Genomic DNA, 25,266 nt, shown 5'->3' on the forward strand with positions numbered 1-25,266 from the left:
GGGGGTTCCCCCCCCCACGATCACAGATTTCGCGGACAGTGCTTATTCGACCACCTGCGCGGTGGCGAGAAGGTCGTCGGGGATGGTCACGCCGATCGCCTCGGCGGTGGTGGTGTTGACGACGGTCGCAAAGTTGGTGAGCGTCTCGACGGGGATCTCCGAGACGGGCGTGCCCTCGAGCGCCTTCACGGCCATGGCGGCGGTCTGGTTGCCGAGCTGGACGTAGTTGACGCCGATCGTCGCGAGTCCGCCGTCGATGACCATCGAGTCGGCGCCGACGTAGACGGGGATCTTGGCGGCCTTGGCGACCTCGGCCAGCGCGGGCATCGCGGTGGCGACGGTGTTGTCGATGGGGGAGTAGAGCGCCTGGCATTTGCCGGCGAGCGCCTGCGCCGCCTGCTGGACCTCGCCCGAGTTGGTGACGTTCGCCTCGACGTATTTGAGGTTATTCGCGTCGCAGTAGGCCTTGGCCTCCTCGATGACCGACACCGAGTTGACCTCGCCGAGGTTATAGAGCATGCCGACCGTCTCGACGCCGGGGGTGAGCTGCTGCATCAGCGCGAACACCTGGTCGACCGGGATCGCGTCGGAGGTTCCGGTGATGATGCCGTCGGGCTTATCGGGGTCGGCCACCAGCTTGGCGGCCACCGGGTCGGTGACGGCGGAGAAGATGAGCGGAATCTCCGGCGCGTTGGAGGCCGCGGCCTGCGCCGACGGGGTCGCGATCGCGACGATCAGGTCCTTCTGGTCGCCCGCGAACTTCTGGCAGATCGTGTTGAGGTTGGAGGTGTCGCCCGAGGCGTTCTGGTAGTCGTAATCGACCTTGTCCTCCCCGTAGCCGAGCCGCGCCATCTCATCGAGAAAGGAGGTGCGGATCTGGTCGAGGGAGGGGTGCTCCATGACCTGCACGATGCCGACCTGGAGTTTTTTGCCGCTTTCGGCGGGGGCGGAGGCCTCCGCCGAGGGGGCGGCGTTATCGGAGGGCGCGGCGGGTTCCGACGGGGCGGAGCCGCAGCCCACGAGGAGCGAGAGGGAAAGGGCGAGGGTGAGCAGCATTGCGAACAGCTTTTTCATGATGATTTCTCCTTACACATAAAATTTGGTGAAAAATTTTATGTTGGGGTGGGACCCTGCCGGGGGTTTGACCGTTTTGCCGCTTTCCGGAAAGCAACAAAAAACACCCGTCCTCTTGCAAGGACAGGTGTCAAACCTGCGGTACCACCTTGATTGATGCGCCGTGAAACACATCCACTCAATCAGAGCGCCAACACGCCCTTTGCCGGTTAACGCTGGCCTGCGTCGCGGGATACTCGGCTCTCGCCTTTCATCGCGCCCTCGGGAGTCCATTTGTCCGCCCCGCGTCCCGGCCGGGCTCTCAGCCTGCCCCGGCTCTCTGTGCGTGCGCCTGCGGTTTTATCTCTCCGTCTCTGGTTTATGAAAAATATTAAAGCACAATCCGCCCGGGTTGTCAAGCCCCGGCGAAAAATCCGGTCAACAAATCCTATGCGCCGGCGGGGGAAAAGGTGTCATTTCCGGTTCTGGAGGCCCTCGTAGCCCTTCGCCCCGAGCAGCGCGTCGACAAGCGCGAGCGACACGGCCGCCTCGACGACCGGCACCGCGCGCACCACGACGCAGGGGTCGTGCCGGCCCTTGACGACCAGCTCCCGCTCGGCGTTTTCTCGAAAATCGACCGTCCGTTGGGGCTTGGCGATCGACGCGGTGGGCTTGAAGGCGGCGCGCAGCAGGATGGGCATGCCCGATGAGATGCCGCCGAGGATGCCGCCCGCGTGGTTCGTTTCGGTGACGACCTTCCCGTCCGCGAGGCGGAAGGGGTCGTTGTGTTCGCTGCCGCGCAGCTCCGCGGCGGCGAAGCCGTCGCCGAATTCGAGCCCCTTGACCGCCGGAATGCCGAAGACGATCGAAGCGATGCGGTTTTCGAGCCCGTCGAACATCGGCGAGCCGACCCCGGCGGGGAAGCCGACCACGCCGCATTCCACCACGCCGCCCACCGAATCGGTGGACATGCGCGCGGCTTCGATCTCCTCCCGCATCCGTTCGCCCGCCGCCGCGTCGAGGGTGGGGAACGCGGACGCGCCGGGGCGTAAAAGCGTCTCCCGGTCGAGGCGGACGGGATCGAAGGGCGCGTCCGCGACGCCGGCGCACCGCGCGATGTGCGCGCCCACATAGACGCCCTCCCGCGCGAGCAGCTGCTTTGCGAGCCCGCCCGCGAAGACGAGGGGCGCTGTCAGCCTGCCGGAAAAGTGCCCGCCGCCGCGCACGTCGCCCCAGCCCGCGTAGCGCAGAAAGCCGGTGTAGTCCGCGTGGCCCGGCCGCGCGGTAAAGGCGAACTCGCCGTAGTCGGACGAGTGGGTGTCGTTGTTGCGGATGAGGGCGGCGAGCGGCGTGCCGGTCGTAACGTCGCCGCGGACGCCCGAGAGCAGTTCAGGCCGGTCGGTTTCCCGGCGGGGGGTGGAGGCCTTGTCCCGACCGGGCGCGCGCCGCGCCATGAAGGCGGAAAGCGCCTCCCGGTCGATGGGAAGCCCCGCCGGCAGCCCGTCGATCACGACACCGATGCCCGGACCGTGGCTCTCCCCGAAGATGGAAATTTTCAGATCGTTACCCCATGTCGACATTGCAGCGGCCTCCCAGCTTTTTAAGATCGTCAAAGAAATTCGGATAGGATTTGTTGACGGCGTGTGCGTCGGAGACGCACACTTTTTCCCTGCACCCCAGCGCCGCTACCGCAGCCGCCATGACGATGCGGTGGTCGTTCGCGCCCTGCGCATCTCCGCCGCGCAGCCCGCCGCCGTGGACGACGAGCCGGTCGGGGTATTCCTCCGCCGAGCCGCCGAGCGCGCGCAGGAGCGCCGCGGTCGACGCGAGCCGGTCACTCTCCTTGATGCGCAGGCGGGCGGCGTTATAGATCTCCGTGTCCCCCACGGCGAACGCCGCCGTCACGGCGAGCACCGGCACGAGGTCGGGAATCTGCCCCGCGTCGATCCGCTGGGCGCGCAGAGGCGCGGCCTCGCAGCAGACGGCGTGCGCGTCCCGCTTGATGTCGGCGCCGAACCGCTCGAGGATTTCGTAGACGGCGCGGTCCCCCTGCGCGGAGTCGTTGGAAAGCCCGGTAATCCGCACCGTCCCGCCGATCGCGGCGGCGCAGAGCCAGAAGGCGGCGTTGGACCAGTCCCCCTCGACCGTGCGGTCAAAGGCGCGGAAGCGCTGGTTTCCCGGCACCCGCCAGCCGTTTTCCGTGGGCGTAACCGCGACGCCCGACTCCTGAAGGGCGCGCAGGGTCATTTCGACGTATCCCACCGACTGGAGCGGGGAGGTGAGGACGATTTCACTCTCCCCGTCGAGCAGCGGCAGCGCGAAGAGCAGCCCCGTCACGAACTGGGAGCTCACGTCGCCCGGCAGCTCGTACCGCCCGGGGGAGAGCCGACCGCCGATCGTGAAGGGCATGGCCCCGGCGGAGAAGGAGACGCCGTGCGCCTTCATCTGATCCGCGAGCGCGCCGAGCGGCCGCTCGGGCAGCCGCCCGTGTCCCACGAAGGTGGCGCGCAGGCCGTAAGCCGCCGCGACGGGCAGCAGGAACCGCAGGGTCGAGCCGCTCTCCGCGCAGTCGAGCGTGACCGGCGAACCCGCGGCGCAGCGGCCGCCTTCGACGAAGGCGGCGTCGCCCTCACGGACGATTTGTGCGCCCATGGCGCACAAGCACTGCGCCGTGGCCGCCATGTCCGCCGAGCCCGCCAGCGGGTAGACGCGGCTTTTCCCGTCTGCCAGGGCGGCGCAGATGAGCGCGCGGTGGGCCGCCGATTTGGAGGGGGGCGCGGCCAGCGTCCCCGAAAGCGCCGCGGGGTGAATGACGGCGCGGCTCATCTTCCCGCACCGCCCTTCATGAAATCGAGCAGCTCCGCGGCGTCGACCGGGTGCAGGGCCGCTTTCCCCAGCCGCTCGAGGGTGACGAGGGTGATACGGTCGCCCGCCCGCTTTTTGTCCCCCATCGCGTGGGCGCAGAGGGCTTCGAGCGGGTAGCCCGTCCGGGTGGGCAGGCCGTGCAGCGCGCAGCAGCGGGCGATCCGGTCCGCCGTGCCGGCGGGGGTGAGCCCCGCGCGCTCGCAGGCGCGCGCCATCAGCGCCATGCCGATGGCGACCCCCTGCCCGTGGGTGATGGAGAAGGCCGACTCCTTCTCGATCGCGTGGCCGAAGGTATGGCCGAAGTTGAGGATCTGCCGCAGGCCCCGGTCCCGCTCGTCCTCCTCGACCACCTGCCGCTTGAGGTCGACGCAGCGGGCGATGATCTCCCGGAGGCGGTCCCCGGGCGCGCCCGCTTCGAGCAGGGAGAAGAGGGATTCGTCGAGGATCGCGCCGTATTTGATCACCTCCGCCATCCCGTCGGCGAAGGTCTCGGCGGGCAGGAAGGAGAGCATGTCGGTGTCGCAGGCGACAAAGGAGGGCTGCCAGAAGGCGCCGACGAGGTTTTTGCCCTCGGGGATGTCGACGCCCGTCTTGCCGCCGACCGAGGAGTCGACCATCGCGAGCAGGGTGGTCGGGACCTGCACGAAAGAGACGCCGCGCAGCCAGGTCGCGGCCGCGAAGCCCGCGAGGTCGCCCACCACGCCGCCGCCGACCGCAAGGATGAGGTCGGTGCGGGTGATGCTGTTTGCCGAGAGGAAGCCGTAGACCTCCCGGACGGTGTCGAGGGTCTTGGACGCCTCGCCGTTCGGGAAGACGAATTTGCAGACGGGGTATCCGGCCGCCTCCAGCGCGGCCTGTAAATCGGGGACGGGACAGCGCGCGCCGTCCGCGAGCGCGTTTACGCGGTCGTCGGTGATGAGCGCGAGGCGGGGACGGCGTTCCCCGCAGATGCCCGTCAGGAGCGCGGGAAGCTCCCTGAGCAGCCCGCCGCCGATCCGGATGTCATACGGCCGGCCGGCGGCCACATGGATTGTTTTCATCGGTCCAGTTCCTCCTTGATGCGGCGGCCGTCGTCGAGCAGCCGGAAGAGTGTTTCGGCGTCGTTTCCCGCGATCGCCTTGCGGTATTCCGCAAGGTGCGCCGTGATCGTGTCGATCTCCTCCACGAGGTCGTCGGCGTTCTCCAGAAAGAGCTCGGTCCACATCTGGGGGTTGAGCTTCGCCACCCGTGTGAGATCCTTGTAGCTGCCCGCCGAGAAGCCCTCGTGCTCCCGGGCGCGGGGGCTTTTGATGTAGGCGCTCGAGACGACGTGCGCGAGCTGGGAGGTGAAGGCGATCATGCTGTCGTGCGCGGCGGGGGTGGTGGTCGTGATGCTGCCGAAGCCGAGGTCCGCGAAGAGCCCCTCGAGCAGTTCGAGCGCGGGGGCGGGGGCGTGTTCGCCGGGGGTGAGAATCATGCTCGCGCCCTTATAGAGGTCGGCGTCCGAGCCGGAAAAGCCCCAGCATTCCCGCCCGGCCATCGGATGCCCGCCGATGAAGCAGAGCCCGTTTTCCGCGCAGAAATCGGTGAGGTTTTCCACGGGAAACCGCTTGACGCCGCACAGGTCGACCAGGAGGGCGCCGGGCCGGAACTGGCGGATGTTCTCCCGCACGAAGGCGACCGTCTGCTGCGGGTAGAGGGCGAAAAAAACCAGGTCGCACATCGACAGGTCGTTTTCCGCGACGGCCTCGTCGATCGCGCCGTCCGCGAGCGCCTCCGAAAGGGTCCCCTCGTCGATGTCGCAGCCGTAGACGAGGTGCCCGGTGTATTTTTTGAGCGCCTTTGCCATCGAACCGCCGATGAGCCCCAGCCCAACGACGCCGACGCAGAGGGTCCGCTCGCGTTTCAGCCCAAACATGGAATTCCCTCCTCATGGATAGAAGCCTGATGATGTGTCATATTATAACAGAGGACGGCCCAAAATGATAGTGCCGATTTGTTCGATAAAATGTGACAAGATCACAGAGAAACTGTTGCATATTGCGGGGATTTGCAGTAGACTGTAACTAAGAAAAAGACCGTTTTTGTATACTATTGGAGGCTGCTATGAACGACTATGACGTAATTATCATTGGAGCGGGCCCGGCGGGACTGACCGCCGCGATCTACGTGCAGCGCGCGGGCTACCGCAGCGTGGTGCTCGAGGAGTATGTGGCGGGGGGCCAGATGGCCAACACCCCCGAGGTGGAAAACTACCCCGCCGTCGGCAAGATCAGCGGGGTCGAACTGGGGATGAACCTCTATAACCAGGTGCTCGAGCAGGGCGCGCAGGTCGAATTCGACGGCGTGGCCTCGGCCGACCTGACCGGCAAGGTCAAGTCGGTGGTTACCCAGTCGGGCCGGAAGATCACGGCGGGCGCGGTCATCATCGCAAACGGCGCCAAGCGCCGCAAGCTGGGCGTCCCCGGCGAGGAGGAATACTCCGGGCGGGGCGTCTCCTACTGCGCCACCTGCGACGGCGGCTTCTATAAGGGAAAGACCACCGTGGTGATCGGCGGCGGCAACACCGCCGTGGAGGACGCGCTCTACCTCGCGAACATCTGCGAGGAGGTGCACCTCATCCACCGGCGGGACGCCTTCCGCGCGGGCAAGGTGCTCGTCGACTCCCTCCTGAGCAGGGAAAACATCGTCATCCACTACGACACCGTGCCGGTCGAGGTGCTGCCCGACGAGGGCGGCAGGGTCGTCGGCGCGCTGAAGGTCAAAAACGTCAAGACGGGCGCGGAGACGGAGATTCCGGCGCAGGGCGTCTTTGTCGCGGTCGGGCTCGTGCCCGACAACAAGGTCTTTGAGGGACAGGTCGACCTCGACCCGGCAGGCTACATCGCGGCGGGGGAGGACACCCGCACCAATCTGCCGGGTGTCTTCGCGGCGGGGGATACCCGCACCAAGGCGCTGCGCCAGATCATCACCGCCGCCGGGGACGGCGCGGTGGCGGCCTCCGAGGCGGGAAGCTACCTCATGCAGGGCTGAGGCAATCGTATAATAAAAAGGGGGCGCGGCCGCGGGCCGCGCCCCCTTTTTTTGAATGAACCCGGCGCGCCGCACATAAACATACAATGAGGTGATGTGACATGTACGGCGTGTTTACCAGGAAGACGCTTTTCGCGCTGCTGGTCATCCTGATCGTGGTGCTGATATTGATGGGAGTGGCGGGGAATGTGATGGGGGTGTCCGCCGCGCCGCGCGAGCTGCCGATCTATTCGGTGGAGACCCCCGAGAAGGTTCTCTCCCTCGGAATCAACTGCGCGTGGGACGACAGCGACATCGACGAAATTTTGAAGCTGCTCGACGAGCGCGGCATAAAGGCGACCTTCTTCGTTGTCGGCACCTGGGCCGACCACTACCCGGACGCGGTCAGGCGGATCGCGGCGGCGGGGCACGAGGTGGGCAGCCACTCCAACACCCACCCCGACATGACGAAGCTGGGGCGGGAAGAGATTGCGCAGCAGCTGGACGCGTCGGGAAGCAAGCTCGAGGCGCTCACCGGGCAGAGGCCGGTCCTCTTCCGCGCGCCGTCGGGGGCCTACAACAACCTCGTCGTCTCGACCGCGCGCTCCCTCGGCTGGGAGGTGATCCAATGGTCGAACGACAGCCTCGACTGGAAAGGGCTGTCGGTGGAGGAGATCACCGCGCGGGTGACGGGCGCCGCCGGGCCGGGGGACATCATGCTCTTCCACGCGGGCAAGCCCAACACGGCCGAGGCGCTCCGCCGGGTCATCGACACGCTCGCCGCGCAGGGCTACCGCTTTGCGCCGGTGGGGGAGCTCGTATACGGGCCGCCCTATACGATCGACCACACGGGCAGGCAGCACAAATAGGATATTAAAAAGCGGGGCCGCACCGGAAGGTGCGGCCCCCGTTTTTTACATGGGGAAATCATCAGGCGATGAGCGGAGCGATGTCGACGATTTCGCCGGAAAGTCCGATATGGGCGCCCTGCTTTGCCTCGGGGGAATCGGGATGCGCGAGCACCCATTTGTTGACCGCCGCGAGCGAGGGGTTTCCGCCCGCCGCCAGGGGGAAGTTCGTGAACCGCAGGAGCGCGATGAGCGCCCGGAACCCCTCCCCGGCGCGCGCGGAACAGGGGGCGTAGTGGAGCGTCGTGCCGTAGAGCTCGACCGCTGTGCCGGCCGGGACGGAAAACGCCTCAAACCGGGCGGTGTCGCAGACGCCGCCCGAAATGCCGCCGCGCGGCCCGACGACCAGCACGAGGTCGTCCGCCGCGACGAGCAGCTCGCTGCACTGGTGGTATTCACAGCAGGCGAGCCGGGTGTTCACGCCGTTGCAGTAGCCGAACTGGGCGGGCAGGCCGCCGAAGAAGCCCGCCTGCACCTCCCCGAAGACGGGCAGGCGCTCGAGCCGCGGGTCGGAGGCGACGTAGACCGTGCCGTCGGACGGCCTGGGGGTGTGTTCGCGCAGTACCTGAAGCAGGCCGTCGAACCGGTAGCCGGCGACGACCCTGCCGTAAGGCCTGAAGGCGTCGGAGCCGACGGGCCGTATGGATTGGATCATGGCAGTATAACCTCATTCATCAGTCGTATTTTTTTGATAGGGCCCGGTGCTCTCCCGCACGATCAGCTGTGCGCCGATCTGGATTTTGGCGACGGGGGAGTCGGGGTAATCGATCCGGTCGCAGAGCAGCCGCACCGCCCACATACCGATGTCCTTGCAGGAAACCTTCATGGTGGTGAGCGGCGGGTCCGCGATGGCGGAGAAGGGGATATCATCAAACCCGATGACGGAGACGTCGCCGGGAACACGGATGCCGGATTCCTTGAACGCTTTGACCGCGCCGATGGCGATGCTGTCGTTGGTGGCCACCAGCGCCGAGGGGAAGGAAATGCCCTGCCGCAGCATGTTGAGGGTGTCCTCATAGGAGCCCGAAAGGGTGGGGTGCATCGGGTAGACAAGCGCCGGGTCGTAGGGGATGCCGAGGCTGCGAAGCGCCGCCTCGTAGGCCGCGCGACGCGCGCGGCAGTTGCTGCTGGGCATTTTATTATAGAGGTAGCCGATGCGCGGGTGCCCGAGTCCGGCGAGGTGCCGCACGGCGGCGAAGGTGGACTCGGTATTGTTCATATCCACGCAGTTGAAGCTGTGGAAGTCCATATAGTTGTCCACCACGACGATGGGCACGGGGATGTCGTGCAGATAGGCGTAGTCCGCCTCCTCCATCTCGGTGGCGAGCAGGATGATGCCGCAGAGCGGCTGGTTGCGCACGAGGTCGAAGACCTCGCTGATGTTGTTCTCACCGAACACGGTCATCACGAGGTTGTAGCCGAGCAGGCGGGTCTCCTTTTCGACCGCGTCGATGATCGCGGAGACGAAGCCCGCGTTGCCGTTGACGAGATGGGAGTGGCGGCTGTACTTCAAAAACCGGATGCTCTTCTGCTGCACCTCCGGCTTGTGGTAGTTGATGTTATACCCGTTTTCACAGAGGAGGGTGGCGACGTGCTCCCGCGTCCTGGGACTGACGCCTCCCTTGTCGTTGAGGACAAGCGAGACGGTGGACGGGGATACCTTTGCTGCTTTGGCGATCTCCTTCAGATTCACAAGGACACCTCTCCTCTGTTCAAAACTTTTGTGGATTCTATTTATACTATATCAGATTCGTTCAAAAAAACAAGTGATTTTATTAAATTATTTAAAGTTTAGCTGAGAGGTGGAAATTTCATACAGATAAATCGTGGGAATCCCCGGTTTTTTGCATAATATTTTGTGTAAAAAGGAGAATGTATTGACATTCGCTTGATATTTAGTAAATTATGCGATATTTTTTAATAAAACACGGATGCAAAAATCCGCTGCATGGGCAGCACTCCGGACGGGGGAATCCCGCCGGGAACCAGGAGGGTCACAATGGACGAAGCAACCATAGTAAAAGGCTACCAATATGCAAAAGATATCTACGGCCGGGCGGGCGTCGACGTCGACCGCGCGATCGAGCTGGCCGACCGGATCCCCGTATCGATGCACAGCTGGCAGGGGGACGACCTGATCGGCTTCGACGGCATCGGCGAGCTGACCGGCGGCATCGCGGCGACGGGCAACTATCCCGGGCGCGCCGCCACGCCGGACGAGCTGCGCGCGGACATTGACGAGGCGCTGCGCCTCATCCCCGGGAAGGTGAAGCTCAACCTGCACGCCTGCCACGCCGAGCTCGGCGGCAAAAAGCTCGACCGCGACGCCTACACGGCGGAGCAGTTCGAGGGCTGGCTCTCGTGGGGAGAGGAGCGCGGGCTCGGCTTTGACTTCAACCCCACCTTTTTCTCCCACCCGAGGATGGACGGCAACCTCTCGCTGACGAGCGGCGACCCGGGCGTCCGGGAATTCTGGATCGAGCACGGCAGGCGCTGCCGGGAGATCGGCGAGGAATTCGGCCGCAGGCTCGGGCAGACCTGCGTGGTCAACTACTGGATGCCGGACGGCTACAAGGATATCCCGGCCGACACCAAGCTGCTGCGGGAGCGGATGGTCTCCGCGCTCGATGAGATCTTTGAGCGCCCGCTCGACGGGCGGTATGTGCGGGAGTCGGTCGAGAGCAAGCTGTTCGGCATGGGGGTGGAGAGCTACACCGCCGCCAGCCATGAGTTTTCCCTCGGCTACGCGATCACGCGCGGCAAGGTCTACTGCCTCGACGCGGGCCACTTCCATCCCACCGAGTATATCAGCGACAAGATCAGCGCGGTGCTTCAGTTCCTGGACAGCGTCCTGCTCCACCTGAGCAGGGGGGTGCGCTGGGACAGCGACCACGTCGTGCTGTGGGACGACGAGCTCCAGCGGATCATGAACGCGGTCATCCACAACGGCTACGAGGACCGCGTCTTCATCGGGCAGGACTATTTCGACGCGTCGATCAACCGGATCGCCTGCTGGGCGATCGCGATGCGCAACACCCGCAAGGCGCTTCTGAAGGCGGCGCTCGACCCGATCGGCGCGATCAAGCGCGCCGAGCTGGAGGGGGACTTCACCAGCCGCCTGGCGCTGTGGGAGGAGACCAAGTCGATGCCCTTCTCCGCGGTGTGGGACTATTACTGCATGACAAAGGAAAAACCGGTCGGCGCGCAGTGGCTCGACGAGGTCAAGCGCTACGAGCGGGAGGTGCTCGGCAGGCGCTGAGCGGCAGAACAAAGGAGGAACACTATGAGAAGGCTTCTAATCGACACCGATACCGGCTCGGACGACGTCTGGGCGCTCATCGCCGCGCTGCGCGCGGTGGACGAGGTCAAGGTGGAGGCGATCACCGTCGTCTGCGGCAACGTGCCGCTCGACCTGTGCGTCAAGAACGCGCTGATCGCCGTCGACGTGGCGGGCACCTACGCGCCGCCCGTCTACCGGGGCATGGCCCGGCCGCTGGTGCGGCCCAAGCTCTTCACCGCCGACTACGTGCACGGCAAGGACGGGCTGAGCGACCTCAACCTGCCCTACCCGCCGCTTTCGGAGGCGAAGGGCCACGCGATGGACGCGATCATCGACACGGTGATGCAGAATCCCGGCGAGATCGAGATCGTCACCCTCGGCCCGCTGACCAACCTGGCGATGGCGTACCTCAAGGAGCCGCGCATCGCCAAAAACGTCAAAAAGGTCTACATCATGGGCGCGACGGGCATGGACCAGGGCAACGCGACCCCCGCCGCCGAATTCAACGTCTATGTCGACGCCGAGGCGGCCAAGATCGTGCTCGATTCGGGCATGGACGCGACCTGGGTGACATGGGACGTCTGCCGGGGCGACACGGCGATCACCCCCGGCGACATCGCATACCTGCGCGGCCTGCACAGCCGCGTCGCGGACTTCTGTGTCGACTGCACAGCCGGCCTGCGCGCCTATGAAAAGAAGAAATACGGCGACGAAAGCTACGGCGTGATCGACAGCGTCATCATGATGGCGGTCGTCTACCCCGAGGTTATGGGCCCGGTCTACGACGCCTACTGCGACATCGAGACGAAGGCGGAGATGACCTACGGGTACTTCTCGATAGACAAGCAGCGCCAGCTCCACCGGGAGAGCAACGCCAAAATCTGTCAGCAGGTAAACAGCAAGCTCTATAAGGAACGCCTGTTCAAGCTGTTTGCTTAAATAACAACCGTTTCAGGGAGGAAAAAAGATGAAAAAGATTCTTGCAACAGTCCTGGCAATCTGTATCGGCATGTCCATGCTGGCCGGCTGCGGTTCCCAGCAGGGAAGCGAAACCCCCTCGGCTCCCGCCGATTCCGCGGCGCAGTCCGAGGCGCCCGCGGAGCAGCCCGCCGATAAGCCCGCGCTCAAGGTCGGCATGGTCTGCAACGCCAAGACAATCGACGACAAGTCCTTCAACCAGGCGACCTGGGCGGGCATCACCCGCGCGGCCGAGGATTTCGGCATCGAGACCAAGTACCTCATCGCGGCCGACCAGTCCGCCGCGGGCTTCCTGCAGGAGATCGCGAACCTCTACGACGCGGGCTTCCGCATGATCATCACCCCGGGCTACACCTTCTCCAAGGCGATCTTTGACGCCCAGAAGATCTATCCCGACTGCAAATTCGTCATCCTCGACAGCGCCCCGCAGGACGACGGCGCCGAGGCGCCCGAGATCGCCGCGAACACCGCCGCCATCGACTACGCCGCCCAGGAGTCCGGCTTTGTCGCGGGCTTCGCCTGCGCCCTCCAGCTCAAGGAAGGCGAGTTCGGCGCCCTCTTCGGCCAGGAGATCCCCCCGACGAAGCTCTTCAAGACCGGCTTCCAGCAGGGCGTCATCTACGCCAACGAGAACTTCGGCACAAACATTAAGATGAAGGAAGAGAACTTTGTCTGGTCCGGCTCCTTCAGCGACGCGGCCCTCGGCCAGCAGATCACCGCGCAGCTCTTCAACTCCGGCTGCAACCTCGTCTACTGCGCCTGCGGCACCACCGCGCTCGGCGGCTTCAACGAGGCCAAGGCCCGCGCCGAAAAGGGCGAGGAAGTCTGGGTCGTCGGCTGCGACGTCGACCAGTACGAGGACGGCCTGCTTGAGGACGGCCGCTCCGTCACGCTGACCTCCACCATGAAGAACCTCGCCAACTCCACCTACGACATGATCAAGGCGGAGCTGGACGGCGAATTCGTCGGCGGCCAGCAGATCATCTTTGATGCCAAGAACGGCGGCGTCGGCATCCCCGAGACCAACCCCAACCTCTCCGACGAGGTCCAGAAGGAGGCGGACGCCGTCCTCGAGAAGATCAAGACCGGCGAGATCGTCGTTTCGGCCGAGCCGACCGACGTCTCCGCATACAACTAAAAGACCGGCACACCAAGACCACGGACGGGCGGGGCGGCTTTCCGCCGCCCCGCCCTTATTTGGGAGGAGGGAACCCGTGATGGCGGAATACGTCGTGGAAATGCGCGACATCGTGAAGGATTTCCCGGGGCTGCGCGCGAACGACCACATCACATTACAGCTGAAAAAGGGCGAGGTGCACGCGCTGCTGGGGGAAAACGGCGCGGGCAAAAGCACGCTCATGAGCATCCTGTTCGGGCTGTACCGGGCGGATGAGGGGCAGATCCTGGTGAAGGGCAAAGAGGTCCAGATCACCAACCCCAACGTCGCCAACGAGCTGGGCATCGGCATGGTGCACCAGCACTTCAAGCTGGTCCACAACTTCACCGTGACCGAGAACATCGTCCTCGGCCTGGAGCCGCGCAGGGGCGTTACGATGGACCTCAAATCCGCCGCCGCGCGGATCGCGGAGCTCTCCCGGCAGTACGGCCTGGAGGTGGACCCCAACGCGAAGATCGAGGAGATTTCGGTCGGTATGCAGCAGCGGGTGGAGATCCTCAAGATGCTCTACCGCGACGCCGAGGTGCTGATTTTCGACGAACCCACCGCGGTGCTCACACCGATGGAGATCCGGGAGCTCATCGCGATCATGAAAAACCTCATCAATGAGGGCAAATCGATCATCCTGATTACCCACAAGCTCAAGGAGATCAAGGAGGTCGCGGACCGGTGCACGATCATCCGCCGCGGCCGCCACATTGCAACGGTCGACGTCGCCGCCACGAGCGAACAGGAGATGGCGGAGATGATGGTCGGGCATGAAATCTCCTTTGTGATTGATAAAGAGGAAAAGACGCCGGGAGACCCGGTTTTGCAGATAGAGGACCTGTCGGTCAAGAACAGCCACGGAAGCCTCGGCCTGCGCGACTTCTCCCTCACCGTGCGCGGCGGGGAGATCGTCGGCATCGCGGGCGTGGACGGCAACGGCCAGTCCGAGCTGGTCGAGGCGATCACCGGGCTGCGCAGGGCGGAGAAGGGGAAAATCCTCCTGAACGGGGAGGAGATCACCCACGAGACGATCGCGCGGCGCATCCGCCGCGGCGTCTCCCACATCCCGGAGGATCGCCAGAAGCGGGGACTGGTGCTCGACTACACCGTCGAGGAAAACATGGTCCTCGAGGTCTACAGCCAGCGGCCCTTCTCGAAGCACGGCCTGCTCAACAAGCGCGCGATCCACGACTACGCCGCCAAGATCGCGGACGACTACGACGTGCGCGCGGGCGAGGGGGTCCTCTCGCGGGCGGGGAGCCTCAGCGGCGGAAACCAGCAGAAGGCGATCATCGGCCGCGAGATCGAAAAGCAGCCCGTTCTGCTCATCGCCGTGCAGCCGACCCGCGGCCTCGACGTGGGGTCGATCGAGTACATCCACAAGCGCATCGTCGAACAGCGCAACCTCGGGCGGGCGGTCCTGCTCGTCTCGCTGGAACTTGACGAGGTGCTCCAGCTTTCCGACCGGATCGTCGCGATCAACGCCGGGCAGGTGATCGGCGAAGTGCTCGCGAAGGATACCGATGAAAACGAGGTCGGCCTGATGATGGCCGGCGTGGGAAAGGACGGTGGCGGCGTTGAACGCTAGCTCCAGACAGAAGAGCGGGATGAAGATCCTCGTTTCGGTCATCTCGATCCTGCTCGGGTTCGTCGCGGGCGCCCTGCTCATGCTTTCGAGCGGCGCGAACCCGCTGACCGGGTTTTCCTACCTCTTTCAGGGAGGGCTCAAGAGCGTCACCCGTATCTGCAACACGATCGCCTACGCGGTGCCGCTCATGCTGACCGGCCTTTCGGTCACCTTCGCCTTCAAGACCGGGCTCTTCAACATCGGCGCTCCCGGCCAGATGCTGATCGGCGGCCTGCTCGCCAACGTGCTGGCCCTCACCGTCGACCTGCCCCGGCCGCTGCTGCTGCCTCTCGTCATCACCGCGTCGATCGTCGGCGGCATGGTGTGGGCGGCGGTCCCCGGCTTTCTCAAGGCGCGCTTCAACGTTAACGAGGTCGTCTCCTGCATCATGATGAACTGGGTGGCCTACTGGGTGGTCTACATCATCATCTCCGACCACTTCAAATCCACCACGATCGATACCGAGTCGCAGGTCATCCCGGCGGCCGCTTCGCTGAAAACCGAGGCGATCACCCTGCTGACCAAGGGCTCCAACCTCAACCTCGGCATCTTTATCGCGATCATCGCCACAGCGCTGGTCATCTTCATCCTCAACCGGACGGTGCTCGGCTATGAGATGAAAGCGGTCGGCTTCAACCGGTTCGCGGCCGAATACGGCGGCATCAACGTCCAGAAGAACGCGGTGCTCGCGATGGTCATCTCGGGCGCGCTTTCCGGGCTGGCGGGGCTCACCTTCTACTGCGGCTACCTCTCCAACATGCGCATCGGCGTCATGCCCTCCCAGGGCTTTGACGGCATCGCGGTCGCGCTGCTGGCCAACTGCGCGCCGGTGGGAGTCGTCTTTGCCGCGATCTTCTTCGCGATCCTCCAGACGGGCAAGGGGTTCATGAACGCCATGATGCCCATTCCGCCCGAGATCGCCGACACGATCATCGCCACGGTCATCTACTTCGCGGCGACCAGCAAGCTGATCGAGATGAACCTCGACCGGATCAAAAAATTCTTCGGGCGCAAACGCCCGTCCAAATCGGAAGGGAGCGGGGAACATGTGGAACACCATTGAACAGATGGCCCCCTACGCGGTGGGCTATACCGTCCCCATCCTCATCACGGCGCTGGGCGGCCTCTTCTCCGAGCGCAGCGGCATCATCAACATCGGCCTCGAGGGGCTGATGGTCATCGGATCCTTCGTTGGGGGCGTGTCGGTCTACTACTTCGGGCCGCTGATGGGCAACGCGCGCGCCGCCTGGCTGGGCATCCTGCTCGCGATGCTGGCGGGCACACTCTTTTCGGTGCTGCACGCCTTTGCGAGCATCAACCTCAACGCCGACCAGACGATCAGCGGAACGGCCATCAACCTGATGGCTGGCGCACTCGTGCTCTACATCTCGCGGCGGTTCGTCGGCACCGGCAACATCGTCGTCAACAGCATGACCCGCGTGGACATTCCGGTGCTCAAGGACATCCCCGTGATCGGCAAGCTCTTTCTGACCGACACCTACCCGACCACCTGGTTTGTGCTGGCGATCCTGATCGTCAGCTGGTTCGTCATCGAGCGCACCCCCTTCGGACTTCGGCTGCGCTCCTGCGGCGAATTCCCCGAGGCGGCCGACGCCGCGGGCATCAGCGTCGCGCGCATCCGCTACGCGGGCGTGCTGCTGTCAGGCGCATGCGCGGGACTGGGCGGCGCGATCTACACGGTGACGACCGCCGGACAGTGCAACGGCTCGGTCGACGGACTCGGCTTTCTCGCGCTCGCGGGGCTCATCTTTGGCCAGTGGAAGCCCTTCCGCATCCTGGCGGCCACCCTCTTCTTCGGCTTTGCGGTGACGATGGCGCAGATCTCCATGCTGCTGCCCTCCTTCGCAAGCGTGCCGCCGCTGGCCCTCAAGGTCTTCCCCTACGTCGTGACGATGCTGGCGCTCGTCGTCTTCTCCAAGTCGTCGCAGGCGCCCCGCGCGGAGGGCAAGTTCTTCGAGTACAAGAAAACCTGACCCGCAGGGAAGGAGAAACCAATGGAACAGCGCTTTTATCTGGGAATTGACAACGGGGGAACGCTCACCAAGGCGGTCCTCTTTGACGCGGCGGGGCATGAGGTCGCGCAGGCGTCCGAAAGCGTCCCCCTGCTGACCCCCGCGCCGGGCTTTACCGAGCGTGACATGGAGGCGCTTTACGCCGCCAATTGCCGCTGCATCCGCCGGGTGGCGGAGGAGAGCGGAGTGCCCGCCGCACGGATCGCGGGGATCTCCTGCACCGGGCACGGCAAGGGGCTTTACCTCTGGGGGAGGGATGACCGCCCCGTCTGTCCGGGCATCGTCTCGACCGACACGCGCGCGTGGGAATACCCGCGGCGGTGGCGGGAGGACGGGACGGCGGACCGTGCCTTCCGAAAGACCTACCAGCAGGTGCTCGCCAGCCAGCAGGTCAGCCTGCTCGCCTGGATGAAGGACCACCGGCCGGAGCTGCTTGACAACATCCGATGGATCTTTTCGGTCAAGGATTACATACGCTTTCGCCTGACGGGGGAGGCATACGCCGAGCTCACCGATTTTTCGGGCGCCAACCTCGTCAACCTCGACGCCTGCGGTTACGACCGCGAGCTGCTCGCCCTGTTCGGGCTGGAGGAGCTTTTCGACCGCCTGCCGCCCCTTCGCCGCTCGTGCGACCGCTGCGGGCGCGTCACGGCGGAGACCGCGCGCCTCACCGGGCTTAAGGAGGGCACGCCGGTCGCGGGCGGCATGTTCGACATCGACGCCTGCGCCGTCGCCATGGACGTCACCGATGAAAAAAACCTCTGCGTGATCGCGGGAACCTGGGGCATCAATGAATACGTCGCGCGCGAGCCGGTCAAAAACGGCTCGGTGCTGATGAATTCGATATTCTGTTTGCCGGGATATTATCTTGTGGAAGAGAGCAGCCCCACCTCGGCGGGAAATCACGAGTGGTTTACCAGAATGTTTTTGCAGGAGCTGCGCGAAGAGGCAGCGGCCGCGGGCCTGTCGGTTTACCAATACGCCGACCGGCTCGCGGCGGAGGCGCCGGACGGCGGGGAAAGGATCGTTTTCCTGCCTTACCTGTTCGGCTCCAACTTTGATCCCCGGGCCCGGGCGGCGCTGGTGGGCATGGACAGCTCCCACACCAAGGGGCAGATCATCCGCGCGGTGCTCGAGGGAATCGTCTTCTGCCACATGGACCACATCGACCGGCTGCTGGCCAACCGCCCCGGTCCGGACGCCATCCGGCTCGCGGGCGGGGCGGCGAAATCCCCGCTGTGGGTGCGTTTGTTCGCGGATGTCACCGGCCTGCCGGTCGAGGTGATCGACACCGCCGAACTCGGCGCGCTCGGCTGCGCGATGGCCGCGGCCGTGATGGCGGGCGATTATCCCGACCTGCGGGCGGCGGCCGGCGGCATGGTACGGGTCAGGGAACGGGTGGAACCCGATCTGGGAAAGACGGCCGCCTACCGGGAGAAGCGCCGCGCCTACCGGAGGGTCGCGCAGGCGCTCGAGCCGGTCTGGGGGTGCCTGTGATGGACGGATACACGCTGGGGCTCTACGAGAAATCGATGCCCGGGAGCCTGTCCCTCCCCGAAAAGCTGGCGGCCGCGCGCGAGGCCGGTTACGACTGCCTCGAAATCAGCATCGATGAGACGGATGAGAAGCTCGCCCGGCTGGACTGGGGCGAAGAGGAGCGGCTGCGCCTCGTGGAGAGCGCCGCCCGCGCCGGCTGCCCGGTGGCGACGATGTGCCTGAGCGCCCACCGCCGATACCCGCTGGGTAGCGAGGACCCCGAAACGGCCGGGCGCGGCATGGAAATTTTCGAGGGGGCGGTGCTGCTGGCCGAAGCGGTCGGGGTGCGGCTCATCCAGCTGGCCGGTTACGACGAATACTACCGCGAATCGAACGCGCGCACGCGGGAGAACTTTCTCCGGAACCTGCGCCGGGCGGTGCACTTTGCCGCCGCGCACAAGGTGCAGCTCGGTTTCGAGACGATGGAGACGCCCTTTATGGACACCTGCGAAAAGGCAATGCGCTACGTCGCGCAGATCGGTTCGCCCTACCTGTCCGTCTATCCCGACATCGGCAACATGACCAACGCGGCGAAGCTCTACCGCACCGACGTGCTCGACGACCTCGCCAGCGCGGGCGGGCACATCGCGGCGATGCATCTCAAGGAGACGCGCCCGGGCGTCTACCGCGAGGTCCCCTATGGGACCGGGCACGTGGATTTCCCCGGCGCGGTGCGAAGGGCGCTCGATCTCGGGGTGCGCGCCTTTACGGCCGAATTCTGGTATACGGGAGAACCGGACTGGAAGGCCCGGCTTCTGGAAAACAACCGGTTCCTGCGCCGCCAGTTTGAGCGGTGCGGGGACTGTTGAGGGGGATAAGGACATGCTGGAAGCGCTGAAACAGGAGGTCTGGCGGGCGAACATGCGGCTGCCCGCCCACGGGCTCGTGACCTTCACCTGGGGGAACGTCTCGGGCGTCGACCGGGAAAAGGGGCTCGTGGTGATCAAGCCGTCGGGCGTCGAGTACGAGGCGATGCGTCCGGAAGACATGGTGGTCGTTTCGCTCGGGACGGGCGAACGCGTGGAGGGGGCGCTCAACCCCTCCTCCGACACGCCGACCCATCTGGAGCTCTACCGGGCGTTCCCCGGACTTGGGGGAGTGGTGCACACCCACAGCCGGTGGGCGACCATCTTCGCCCAGGCGGGGATGGGCGTCCCCGCATACGGCACCACCCATGCCGACTACTTCTACGGGGAGATTCCCTGCACCCGCCGGATGACGGCGGAGGAGATCGCCGGGGCGTATGAAAGGGAGACGGGCGCGGTCATCGTCGAGCGGTTTGCGGGGCTCGACCCCGCGGCGGTCCCCGGCGTGCTGGTCCACAGCCACGGCCCGTTTACGTGGGGGAAGGACCCGATGGAGGCGGTGCATAACGCCGTCGTGCTCGAGGAGGTCGCCATGATGGCCTGGCACTGCAAGGCGCTCTCAGGGAACACCCTCGAGCCCATGCAGCGGGTGCTGCTGGACAGGCACTACCTGCGCAAGCACGGCGCGCACGCCTACTACGGACAACAGGAAAGATAACTCTGGAAGTGGAAAAGGGAGGGGCCCGTCGGAAGGCGGGCCCCTCCCTTTTTGTGACCGCCCGGGGCAAAAATACTGGAAATCTTAGATTTTCTTTGTTTACTTCTGTGGGAACTGTATAGCAAATCCACTTGTTTTTTAGAAATATATGGGATAAAATAATAATTACGAATCACAAAACGATCACAGGCCCGCAGACGGCCGGAAAGAAGGAGAGCATGAACCAGCTGGAACAGGATTCCCTGCGTTTTGTCGCCCTCCTTTCGAGGATGTACTTTGCAGAACGCGACCTCGACGGCGTGCTCGCGCGGATGGCGGACGACGTGGAATGGATCGGCACCGGCCGCCAGGACGGCTGCCGCGGCATCCGCGAGGCGCGAAAGATGCTGGAGATGGAACGGCGCGTGTTCCACGGCTCCTTTTCCCTCGAGGAGGACGGCTACGAGGCCGCCGCCCTTACGGAGGAGCTCTGCCTTGTCACGGGGGAGATCTGCCTGCGGGAGAAGGACATGTCCGCCGGGCAGCCCGATCTGCTGCTGCGGGTGTCCTGTATCTGCCGCCGGGAGGCGGACGGGATGAAGCTGCGCCAACTGCACCTGTCGACGCCGAGCAGCGAACAGCTCGAAGGGGAATTCTTCCCGCACACCGTCTCGGAGGAGGGGACCGGCCGCCTGCGCCGGATGCTCAACGAGCGCACCGCCGAGCTGGAGGAGATGAACCGCGACCTCAACGCGCTGACCAACAATATCCCGGGCGGCGTCATCTGCTGCGAATACGGCGAACCCCTCAAGCTGATCCAGTACAGCGAGGGGTTCCTCTCGATGTTCGGCTATACGGCGGAGGAGCTGGAAACCCGGTTCCACAACAATTTCACCGAGATGATCTATGAAAAGGATCTGCACGGCCTCTGGGAGACGGCGCTCCGGCAGCTGGCGAAGAGCAATACCAAGGAGATCGAATACCGGGTGCGCTGCAAGGACGGGCGGCTGGTCTGGGTGCTCGACCGGGGCCAGCTTGTGGAGAACGAACGCGGCCAGAAGTGGTTTTACTGCATCCTCATCGATACGACCCGCACCAAAAAGGCGCAGGAGGAGCTGCGCCTGAGCCTTGAGCGGCACCAGATCATCATGGACCAGACGACCGACATCATTTTTGAATGGGATATCGGCCGGGACTATCTCAGTTGCTCCTCAAACTACCACAAGAAATTCGGCTATGATGCGCTGAGGGAAAACGCGAGCGTCGCGATCGCCGGGGGCTCCCACCTGCATCCGGACGACACCGAGCGGTTCTGCCTGCTGGTGCGCAACGTCCGGGAGGGGACCCCCTATTGTGAAGCGGAGTTCCGCATCGCGGACGCTGCGGGAAAATATTTCTGGTGCCGGGTTCGGGCCACCCTCCAGGTGGACGAGAACGGCCGCCCCGCAAAGGCGGTCGGGGTGATCATCGACATCGACCGGGAGAAGCGCAGGACCCAGAAGCTCCAGGAGAAGGCGGAGCGGGACGCGCTGACGGGGCTCTACAATAAAGGCACGACCCAGACGCTGGTGGAAAAGTACCTCGCGGAGGACGCGGGGGAGGCGAGTTCCGGCCTGATGATCATCGACGTGGACAATTTTAAGCTCGTCAATGATATTTACGGCCACCTGAGCGGCGACGCGATGCTCTCCGACGCGGCCAGCGCGCTCAAGAAGATGTTCCGCTCGGGCGACGTGGTGGGCCGCGTGGGCGGCGACGAATTCTGCGTGCTGATGCGCGGCATCCGCGACGCCGGGATCGTCTCGCGCAAGGCGGAGGACATCCTGAAGGTCTTCAGCGACCTGAGCCGGAAGGAAGCTGCGGGGGAGAACCTCTCCTGCAGCGTCGGGATCGCGCTCTATCCCCAGGACGGCGCGGATTTCAACACCCTTTTCTGTAACGCGGACAGGGCGCTCTACCGTGCGAAGGAACGGGGAAAGAACGGCTATGCCTTTCATTCGGAAGCGTCGGTCAGGGGACGGAGGGACAGCGTGCGGCTGATGCCGAGGACCTCGGTGGGCGCGCCGATCGATTCCGACCGCAACGCCGGCGTTATGGATGATCGGCTCGCGGAATATGTGTTCCATGTGCTCTATCGGGCGGCCGACGTGGAGGCGGCGATCCCGCTGATCCTCGAGATCGTCGGGCGGCAGTTCGACGTCTGCCGCGCCTACCTCTTCGAGATTTCGGAGGACGGGTGCAGCTTCCGCAACACCTTCGAGTGGTGCAGCGAGGAGGCCCGCGAAAAATTCGGCGGGACGGCCGGCGAGACGTTCGCCTGCGGGGATTTTTCCCGCCAGCTCGACATGCTCCGCGAGACGGGCGTCTTCTACTGCCGCGACACCTCGCTGCTGCCCGGTCCCACGCGCGAGCTGATGGAGCGGTGGGGGGTGCGTTCCGCCCTCCAGTGCGCCATCCACGACGGCGCGGAGCTGCACGGCGGGCTCGGCTTCGACGAGTGCCGCAGCAACCGCCTGTGGACGCAGAAGCAGGTCGACACCCTCACCTTCGTCTCCGAGATCGTGAGCGCCTTCCTGCTCAAAAAGCGGGCGCAGAGCCGTGCGAACCGGCTGGTCGGAAGCTTGGAGGCGATTCTCAACCACCAGGATTCATGGGTATTCGTCGTCGACCGGGACAGCTTCGAGATCCTTTACGCCAACGCGCGGGCGCGGGCGCTCCTCCCCGGCCTGCGCACCGGGGAGCGGTGCCATGTGGCGCTGTTCGGAAGCCCGGAGCCCTGCACCGGCTGCCCCGTGCTGCTGGAGGGTTCCCCCGCGGGCGCCGAGGTGTACAGCCCCCTGCTCAGGAAGCGCTTTTCCGCCCGCATGGAGGAGGTGACGTGGTCGGGGGAGCGGCGCGCGTTCCTGCTGACCTGCTGCGAGACCGAGCCGGCAACCACCTGATGAGAGAGCCCCGCCATTCGGCGGGGCTTTTTGACGCCGCTCCGTCATTTGTAAAGTTTTTTCGTGTAATTATCGTGTAATCACAAATAAAAGGTATAAAAATTGAAAAAGTTTGTGGATAAATTCAGCTTGTGGAGGGAGGAATCCAATGATATAATAGAAAAAATTTGTCCGGGACCTTTCGGATGCAGGGGACCGGAGGTGGAGGTTTTCGAGTATGGCGACGCATCTGCTCGATTTGCAGCAGCTTTCCATTGGGGAAATCAATGATCTTCTCGACCTGGCGCAGCATTACCGGGACGGGGGCCCGCTTCCCGATTGCAGCGGCGCTATTGTTGCCAATTTATTTTTTGAGAATTCGACCCGCACTCAGTATTCCTTCCAGACAGCGGAAGAGAGACTGAATATGCGGGTCATTTCTTTTGTCCCGGAGACCTCGTCGCTCCAGAAAAACGAGAGCTTCTACGACACGGTCAAGACCTTCGACTCGTTCGGCGTGAACGCGCTGGTCATCCGCCACAGCGAAAACGAATACTACAACGACCTCGTCGGGCATGTGCGCGCCGCGATCTTAAACGGCGGCGACGGCACCGGAAGCCATCCGACCCAGAGCCTCCTCGACCTGCTGACGATCCGGCAGGAGTTCGGCGGCTTCGAGGGGCTCAAGGCGGTCATCGCGGGGGACATCGCCCATTCGCGGGTGGCGCACACCAACTACGACATCATGACACGCCTGGGGATGGAGGTCGTGATGAGCGGCCCGAAGGAATACATGGAGGACCGCTACCCTTACGAGCCGTTCGACGAGGCGGTCGCCACGAGCGACGTGGTCATGATGCTGCGGGTGCAGCGGGAGCGGCACCCCGACGGCACCCCCTTCGATCCCGCGCGCTACCACAGGGAGTACGGGCTTTCGGCCAGGCGCGTTGCCTCGATGAAGAAGGGCGCGATCATCATGCACCCCGCGCCGGTCAACCGGGGGGTCGAGGTCGCGGACGAGGTGGTCGAGTGCCGCCGCAGCCGCATCTTCAAGCAGATGGAAAACGGCGCCTTTGTGCGCATGGCCGCGCTGGTGCGCGCGCTCGAGAGCTGATGGCGCTGCTCATTCAAAACGGGCGCGTCTACAGGGAGGGCAGGCTGGAACGTGCCGACCTGCTCGTCGAGGGGGGCCGGATCGCGGCGATCGGGGAGGGCCTCCCGCAGGCGCCGGGCGCGCGGGTGTTCGACGCCTCCGGCAGTGTGGTATCGCCGGGCTTTACCGATCTGCACGTCCACCTGCGCGAGCCCGGCTTCTCCCACAAGGAGACGGTCGCCTCGGGCACCGCGGCGGCGGCCGCGGGCGGGTTCACGACGGTCTGCGCGATGCCAAACGTCGACCCGCCGCCCGACAGCCTCGCGCGCCTTCTGCCGCAGGCGCGCCGGATCGCGCGGGACGCGCGGGTGCGCGTGGTTCCCTACGCGGCAATCACCCGCGGGCAGCGGGGGGAGGCGCTCTCCGAAGTCGCCGCGCTTGCCCCGCACGTCGCCGGGTTTTCGGACGACGGGCGCGGGGTGCGGTCGGAGGAAACGATGCGCGCGGCGATGGAGCGCGTCGCGGCGGCGGGGAGCTTTGTCGCCGCCCACTGCGAGGTGGAAGCCCTCATCCCGGCGGGCGGCTGCTGCCACGACGGGGCGTTCGCGCGGGCACACGGCTTCCCGGGCATCCCGTCGGAGAGCGAATACGCGGAGATCGCGCGGGACATCCGGCTCGCCGCCGAAACGGGGTGCCGCCTGCACATCTGCCACCTCTCGACGAAGGAGGGGGCCGCGCTGGTGCGCAAGGCGCGAAAACGCGGCCTGCCGGTCACCTGCGAAGCGGCGCCCCACAACCTGCTCCTCTGCGACGGGGAGATCCCGGCGGACGAGGGGCGGTTCAAGATGAACCCGCCGCTGCGCGCGGCGGACGACCGCGCCGCGCTCGTCGAGGCGCTGCTCGACGGCACGATCACGGCAATCGCCACCGACCACGCGCCGCACACGGCGGAGGAGAAGTCGGGCGGCTTTCGGGGGAGCCTCTTTGGGGTCGTGGGCCTCGAGACGGCGTTCCCGGCGCTCTACACCGGGCTGACGGAGCCGGGGCTCCTGCCGCTCGGGCGGCTGCTGGAGCTGTTAACGGCGGGGCCGCAGGAAATTTTGGGGGAGCGGCGGACGCTCGCGCCGGGGGAGGAGGCCTCCCTCACGGTGCTGGACCTGCGGACGGCGCGAAAAGTGGAGCCGGAGCGGTTTTTGAGCCGCGGCAGGGCGACTCCCTTCGCGGGGCGGACGCTGCGGGGCTGGCCGGCGCTCACGCTCTACCGCGGAAAAGAGGTCTACCGGCGCTGGCCGGGAACTCAGACAGAGGGGTGA

21 protein-coding genes are annotated in these 25,266 nt (G+C 65.1%); 14 read left to right on the forward strand and 7 right to left on the reverse strand.

The genetic code is table 11. The features are described 5' to 3' along the window. Positions 1-42: 42 nt before the first annotated feature. The 5 genes from NE609_RS00005 to NE609_RS00025 all read right to left on the reverse strand — a co-directional run bounded on the left by NE609_RS00005 (position 43) and on the right by NE609_RS00025 (position 5,815). Positions 43-1,074, reverse strand: a complete 1,032-nt coding sequence (locus NE609_RS00005; RefSeq protein ID WP_256151281.1) for an ABC transporter substrate-binding protein — start codon at positions 1,072-1,074, stop codon at positions 43-45. 452 nt (positions 1,075-1,526) lie between these two features. After that, on the reverse strand, positions 1,527-2,633 hold the full coding sequence (gene aroC / locus NE609_RS00010) for a chorismate synthase (RefSeq protein WP_256151282.1): 1,107 nt from the start codon (positions 2,631-2,633) through the stop codon (positions 1,527-1,529). Beyond that, positions 2,617-3,879 carry a 3-phosphoshikimate 1-carboxyvinyltransferase gene (aroA, locus tag NE609_RS00015; RefSeq protein WP_256151283.1) on the reverse strand — a complete coding sequence of 421 codons (1,263 nt, stop codon included), beginning with the start codon at positions 3,877-3,879 and terminating at the stop codon, positions 2,617-2,619. Before aroA ends, aroC begins: the two co-directional genes overlap by 17 nt. After that, positions 3,876-4,958: a 3-dehydroquinate synthase gene (gene aroB, locus NE609_RS00020; protein ID WP_256151284.1), complete on the reverse strand. Its 1,083-nt coding sequence runs from the start codon at positions 4,956-4,958 to the stop codon at positions 3,876-3,878. The genes aroA and aroB overlap by 4 nt, the downstream gene beginning before the upstream one ends. Further along, positions 4,955-5,815, reverse strand: coding sequence for a prephenate dehydrogenase/arogenate dehydrogenase family protein (locus NE609_RS00025; RefSeq protein WP_256151285.1), 861 nt, complete (start codon positions 5,813-5,815; stop codon positions 4,955-4,957). The genes aroB and NE609_RS00025 overlap by 4 nt, the downstream gene beginning before the upstream one ends. Positions 5,816-6,003: 188 nt before the next feature. On the opposite strand from NE609_RS00025, the gene trxB reads away from it, so the two are divergent. Together trxB and NE609_RS00035 are read left to right on the forward strand one after the other, a co-directional pair. Continuing rightward, positions 6,004-6,930: a thioredoxin-disulfide reductase gene (gene trxB, locus NE609_RS00030; protein ID WP_256151286.1), complete on the forward strand. Its 927-nt coding sequence runs from the start codon at positions 6,004-6,006 to the stop codon at positions 6,928-6,930. A 101-nt stretch (positions 6,931-7,031) separates the two neighbouring features. Then, entirely contained in the window at positions 7,032-7,778 is a 747-nt protein-coding gene (locus NE609_RS00035; RefSeq protein WP_256151287.1) for a polysaccharide deacetylase family protein, read from the forward strand. A 61-nt stretch (positions 7,779-7,839) separates the two neighbouring features. On the opposite strand, the gene NE609_RS00040 is transcribed toward NE609_RS00035, so the two are convergent. Both NE609_RS00040 and NE609_RS00045 read right to left on the reverse strand, forming a co-directional pair. Further along, positions 7,840-8,472, reverse strand: coding sequence for a DUF4867 family protein (locus tag NE609_RS00040; RefSeq protein ID WP_256151288.1), 633 nt, complete (start codon positions 8,470-8,472; stop codon positions 7,840-7,842). A 12-nt stretch (positions 8,473-8,484) separates the two neighbouring features. Then, on the reverse strand, positions 8,485-9,510 hold the full coding sequence (locus tag NE609_RS00045; RefSeq protein ID WP_256151289.1) for a LacI family DNA-binding transcriptional regulator: 1,026 nt from the start codon (positions 9,508-9,510) through the stop codon (positions 8,485-8,487). A 306-nt stretch (positions 9,511-9,816) separates the two neighbouring features. On the opposite strand from NE609_RS00045, the gene NE609_RS00050 reads away from it, so the two are divergent. The 12 genes from NE609_RS00050 to NE609_RS00105 all read left to right on the forward strand — a co-directional run bounded on the left by NE609_RS00050 (position 9,817) and on the right by NE609_RS00105 (position 25,266). Then, positions 9,817-11,076, forward strand: a complete 1,260-nt coding sequence (locus NE609_RS00050) for an L-rhamnose isomerase (protein ID WP_256151290.1) — start codon at positions 9,817-9,819, stop codon at positions 11,074-11,076. A 24-nt stretch (positions 11,077-11,100) separates the two neighbouring features. Then, positions 11,101-12,036, forward strand: a complete 936-nt coding sequence (locus tag NE609_RS00055) for a nucleoside hydrolase (protein WP_256151291.1) — start codon at positions 11,101-11,103, stop codon at positions 12,034-12,036. A gap of 28 nt (positions 12,037-12,064) precedes the next feature. Continuing rightward, positions 12,065-13,213, forward strand: coding sequence for a BMP family protein (locus NE609_RS00060; RefSeq protein WP_101551126.1), 1,149 nt, complete (start codon positions 12,065-12,067; stop codon positions 13,211-13,213). Positions 13,214-13,292: 79 nt separating this feature from the next. Then, positions 13,293-14,828 (forward strand): ABC transporter ATP-binding protein, encoded by a 1,536-nt coding sequence (locus tag NE609_RS00065; RefSeq protein WP_121585837.1) that lies wholly within the window; start codon positions 13,293-13,295, stop codon positions 14,826-14,828. Beyond that, positions 14,818-15,930 (forward strand): ABC transporter permease, encoded by a 1,113-nt coding sequence (locus tag NE609_RS00070; protein ID WP_256151292.1) that lies wholly within the window; start codon positions 14,818-14,820, stop codon positions 15,928-15,930. The genes NE609_RS00065 and NE609_RS00070 overlap by 11 nt, the downstream gene beginning before the upstream one ends. Continuing rightward, the gene (locus NE609_RS00075; protein WP_121585834.1) at positions 15,914-16,861 is read left to right on the forward strand and encodes an ABC transporter permease; all 948 of its coding nucleotides are present in this window, start codon (positions 15,914-15,916) and stop codon (positions 16,859-16,861) included. Before NE609_RS00070 ends, NE609_RS00075 begins: the two co-directional genes overlap by 17 nt. A 21-nt stretch (positions 16,862-16,882) precedes the next feature. Beyond that, positions 16,883-18,397 carry an FGGY-family carbohydrate kinase gene (locus NE609_RS00080; protein ID WP_256151293.1) on the forward strand — a complete coding sequence of 505 codons (1,515 nt, stop codon included), beginning with the start codon at positions 16,883-16,885 and terminating at the stop codon, positions 18,395-18,397. After that, the gene (locus NE609_RS00085; protein WP_121585831.1) at positions 18,397-19,245 is read left to right on the forward strand and encodes an L-ribulose-5-phosphate 3-epimerase; all 849 of its coding nucleotides are present in this window, start codon (positions 18,397-18,399) and stop codon (positions 19,243-19,245) included. Before NE609_RS00080 ends, NE609_RS00085 begins: the two co-directional genes overlap by 1 nt. 13 nt (positions 19,246-19,258) lie before the next feature. Then, a complete protein-coding gene (araD, locus tag NE609_RS00090) occupies positions 19,259-19,960 on the forward strand; it encodes an L-ribulose-5-phosphate 4-epimerase (RefSeq protein ID WP_121585829.1) in 702 nt (233 codons plus the stop codon). A 218-nt stretch (positions 19,961-20,178) separates the two neighbouring features. After that, positions 20,179-22,881, forward strand: coding sequence for a diguanylate cyclase domain-containing protein (locus NE609_RS00095; RefSeq protein ID WP_256151294.1), 2,703 nt, complete (start codon positions 20,179-20,181; stop codon positions 22,879-22,881). 217 nt (positions 22,882-23,098) lie between these two features. Further along, positions 23,099-23,974, forward strand: coding sequence for an aspartate carbamoyltransferase catalytic subunit (locus tag NE609_RS00100; protein ID WP_121585826.1), 876 nt, complete (start codon positions 23,099-23,101; stop codon positions 23,972-23,974). Next, a complete protein-coding gene (locus NE609_RS00105; RefSeq protein WP_256151295.1) occupies positions 23,974-25,266 on the forward strand; it encodes a dihydroorotase in 1,293 nt (430 codons plus the stop codon). The genes NE609_RS00100 and NE609_RS00105 overlap by 1 nt, the downstream gene beginning before the upstream one ends.

The sequence above is a fragment of the Anaerotruncus sp. DFI.9.16 genome, assembly GCF_024461615.1.
In the GTDB taxonomy this organism is placed as follows: domain Bacteria; phylum Bacillota; class Clostridia; order Oscillospirales; family Ruminococcaceae; genus Anaerotruncus; species Anaerotruncus massiliensis.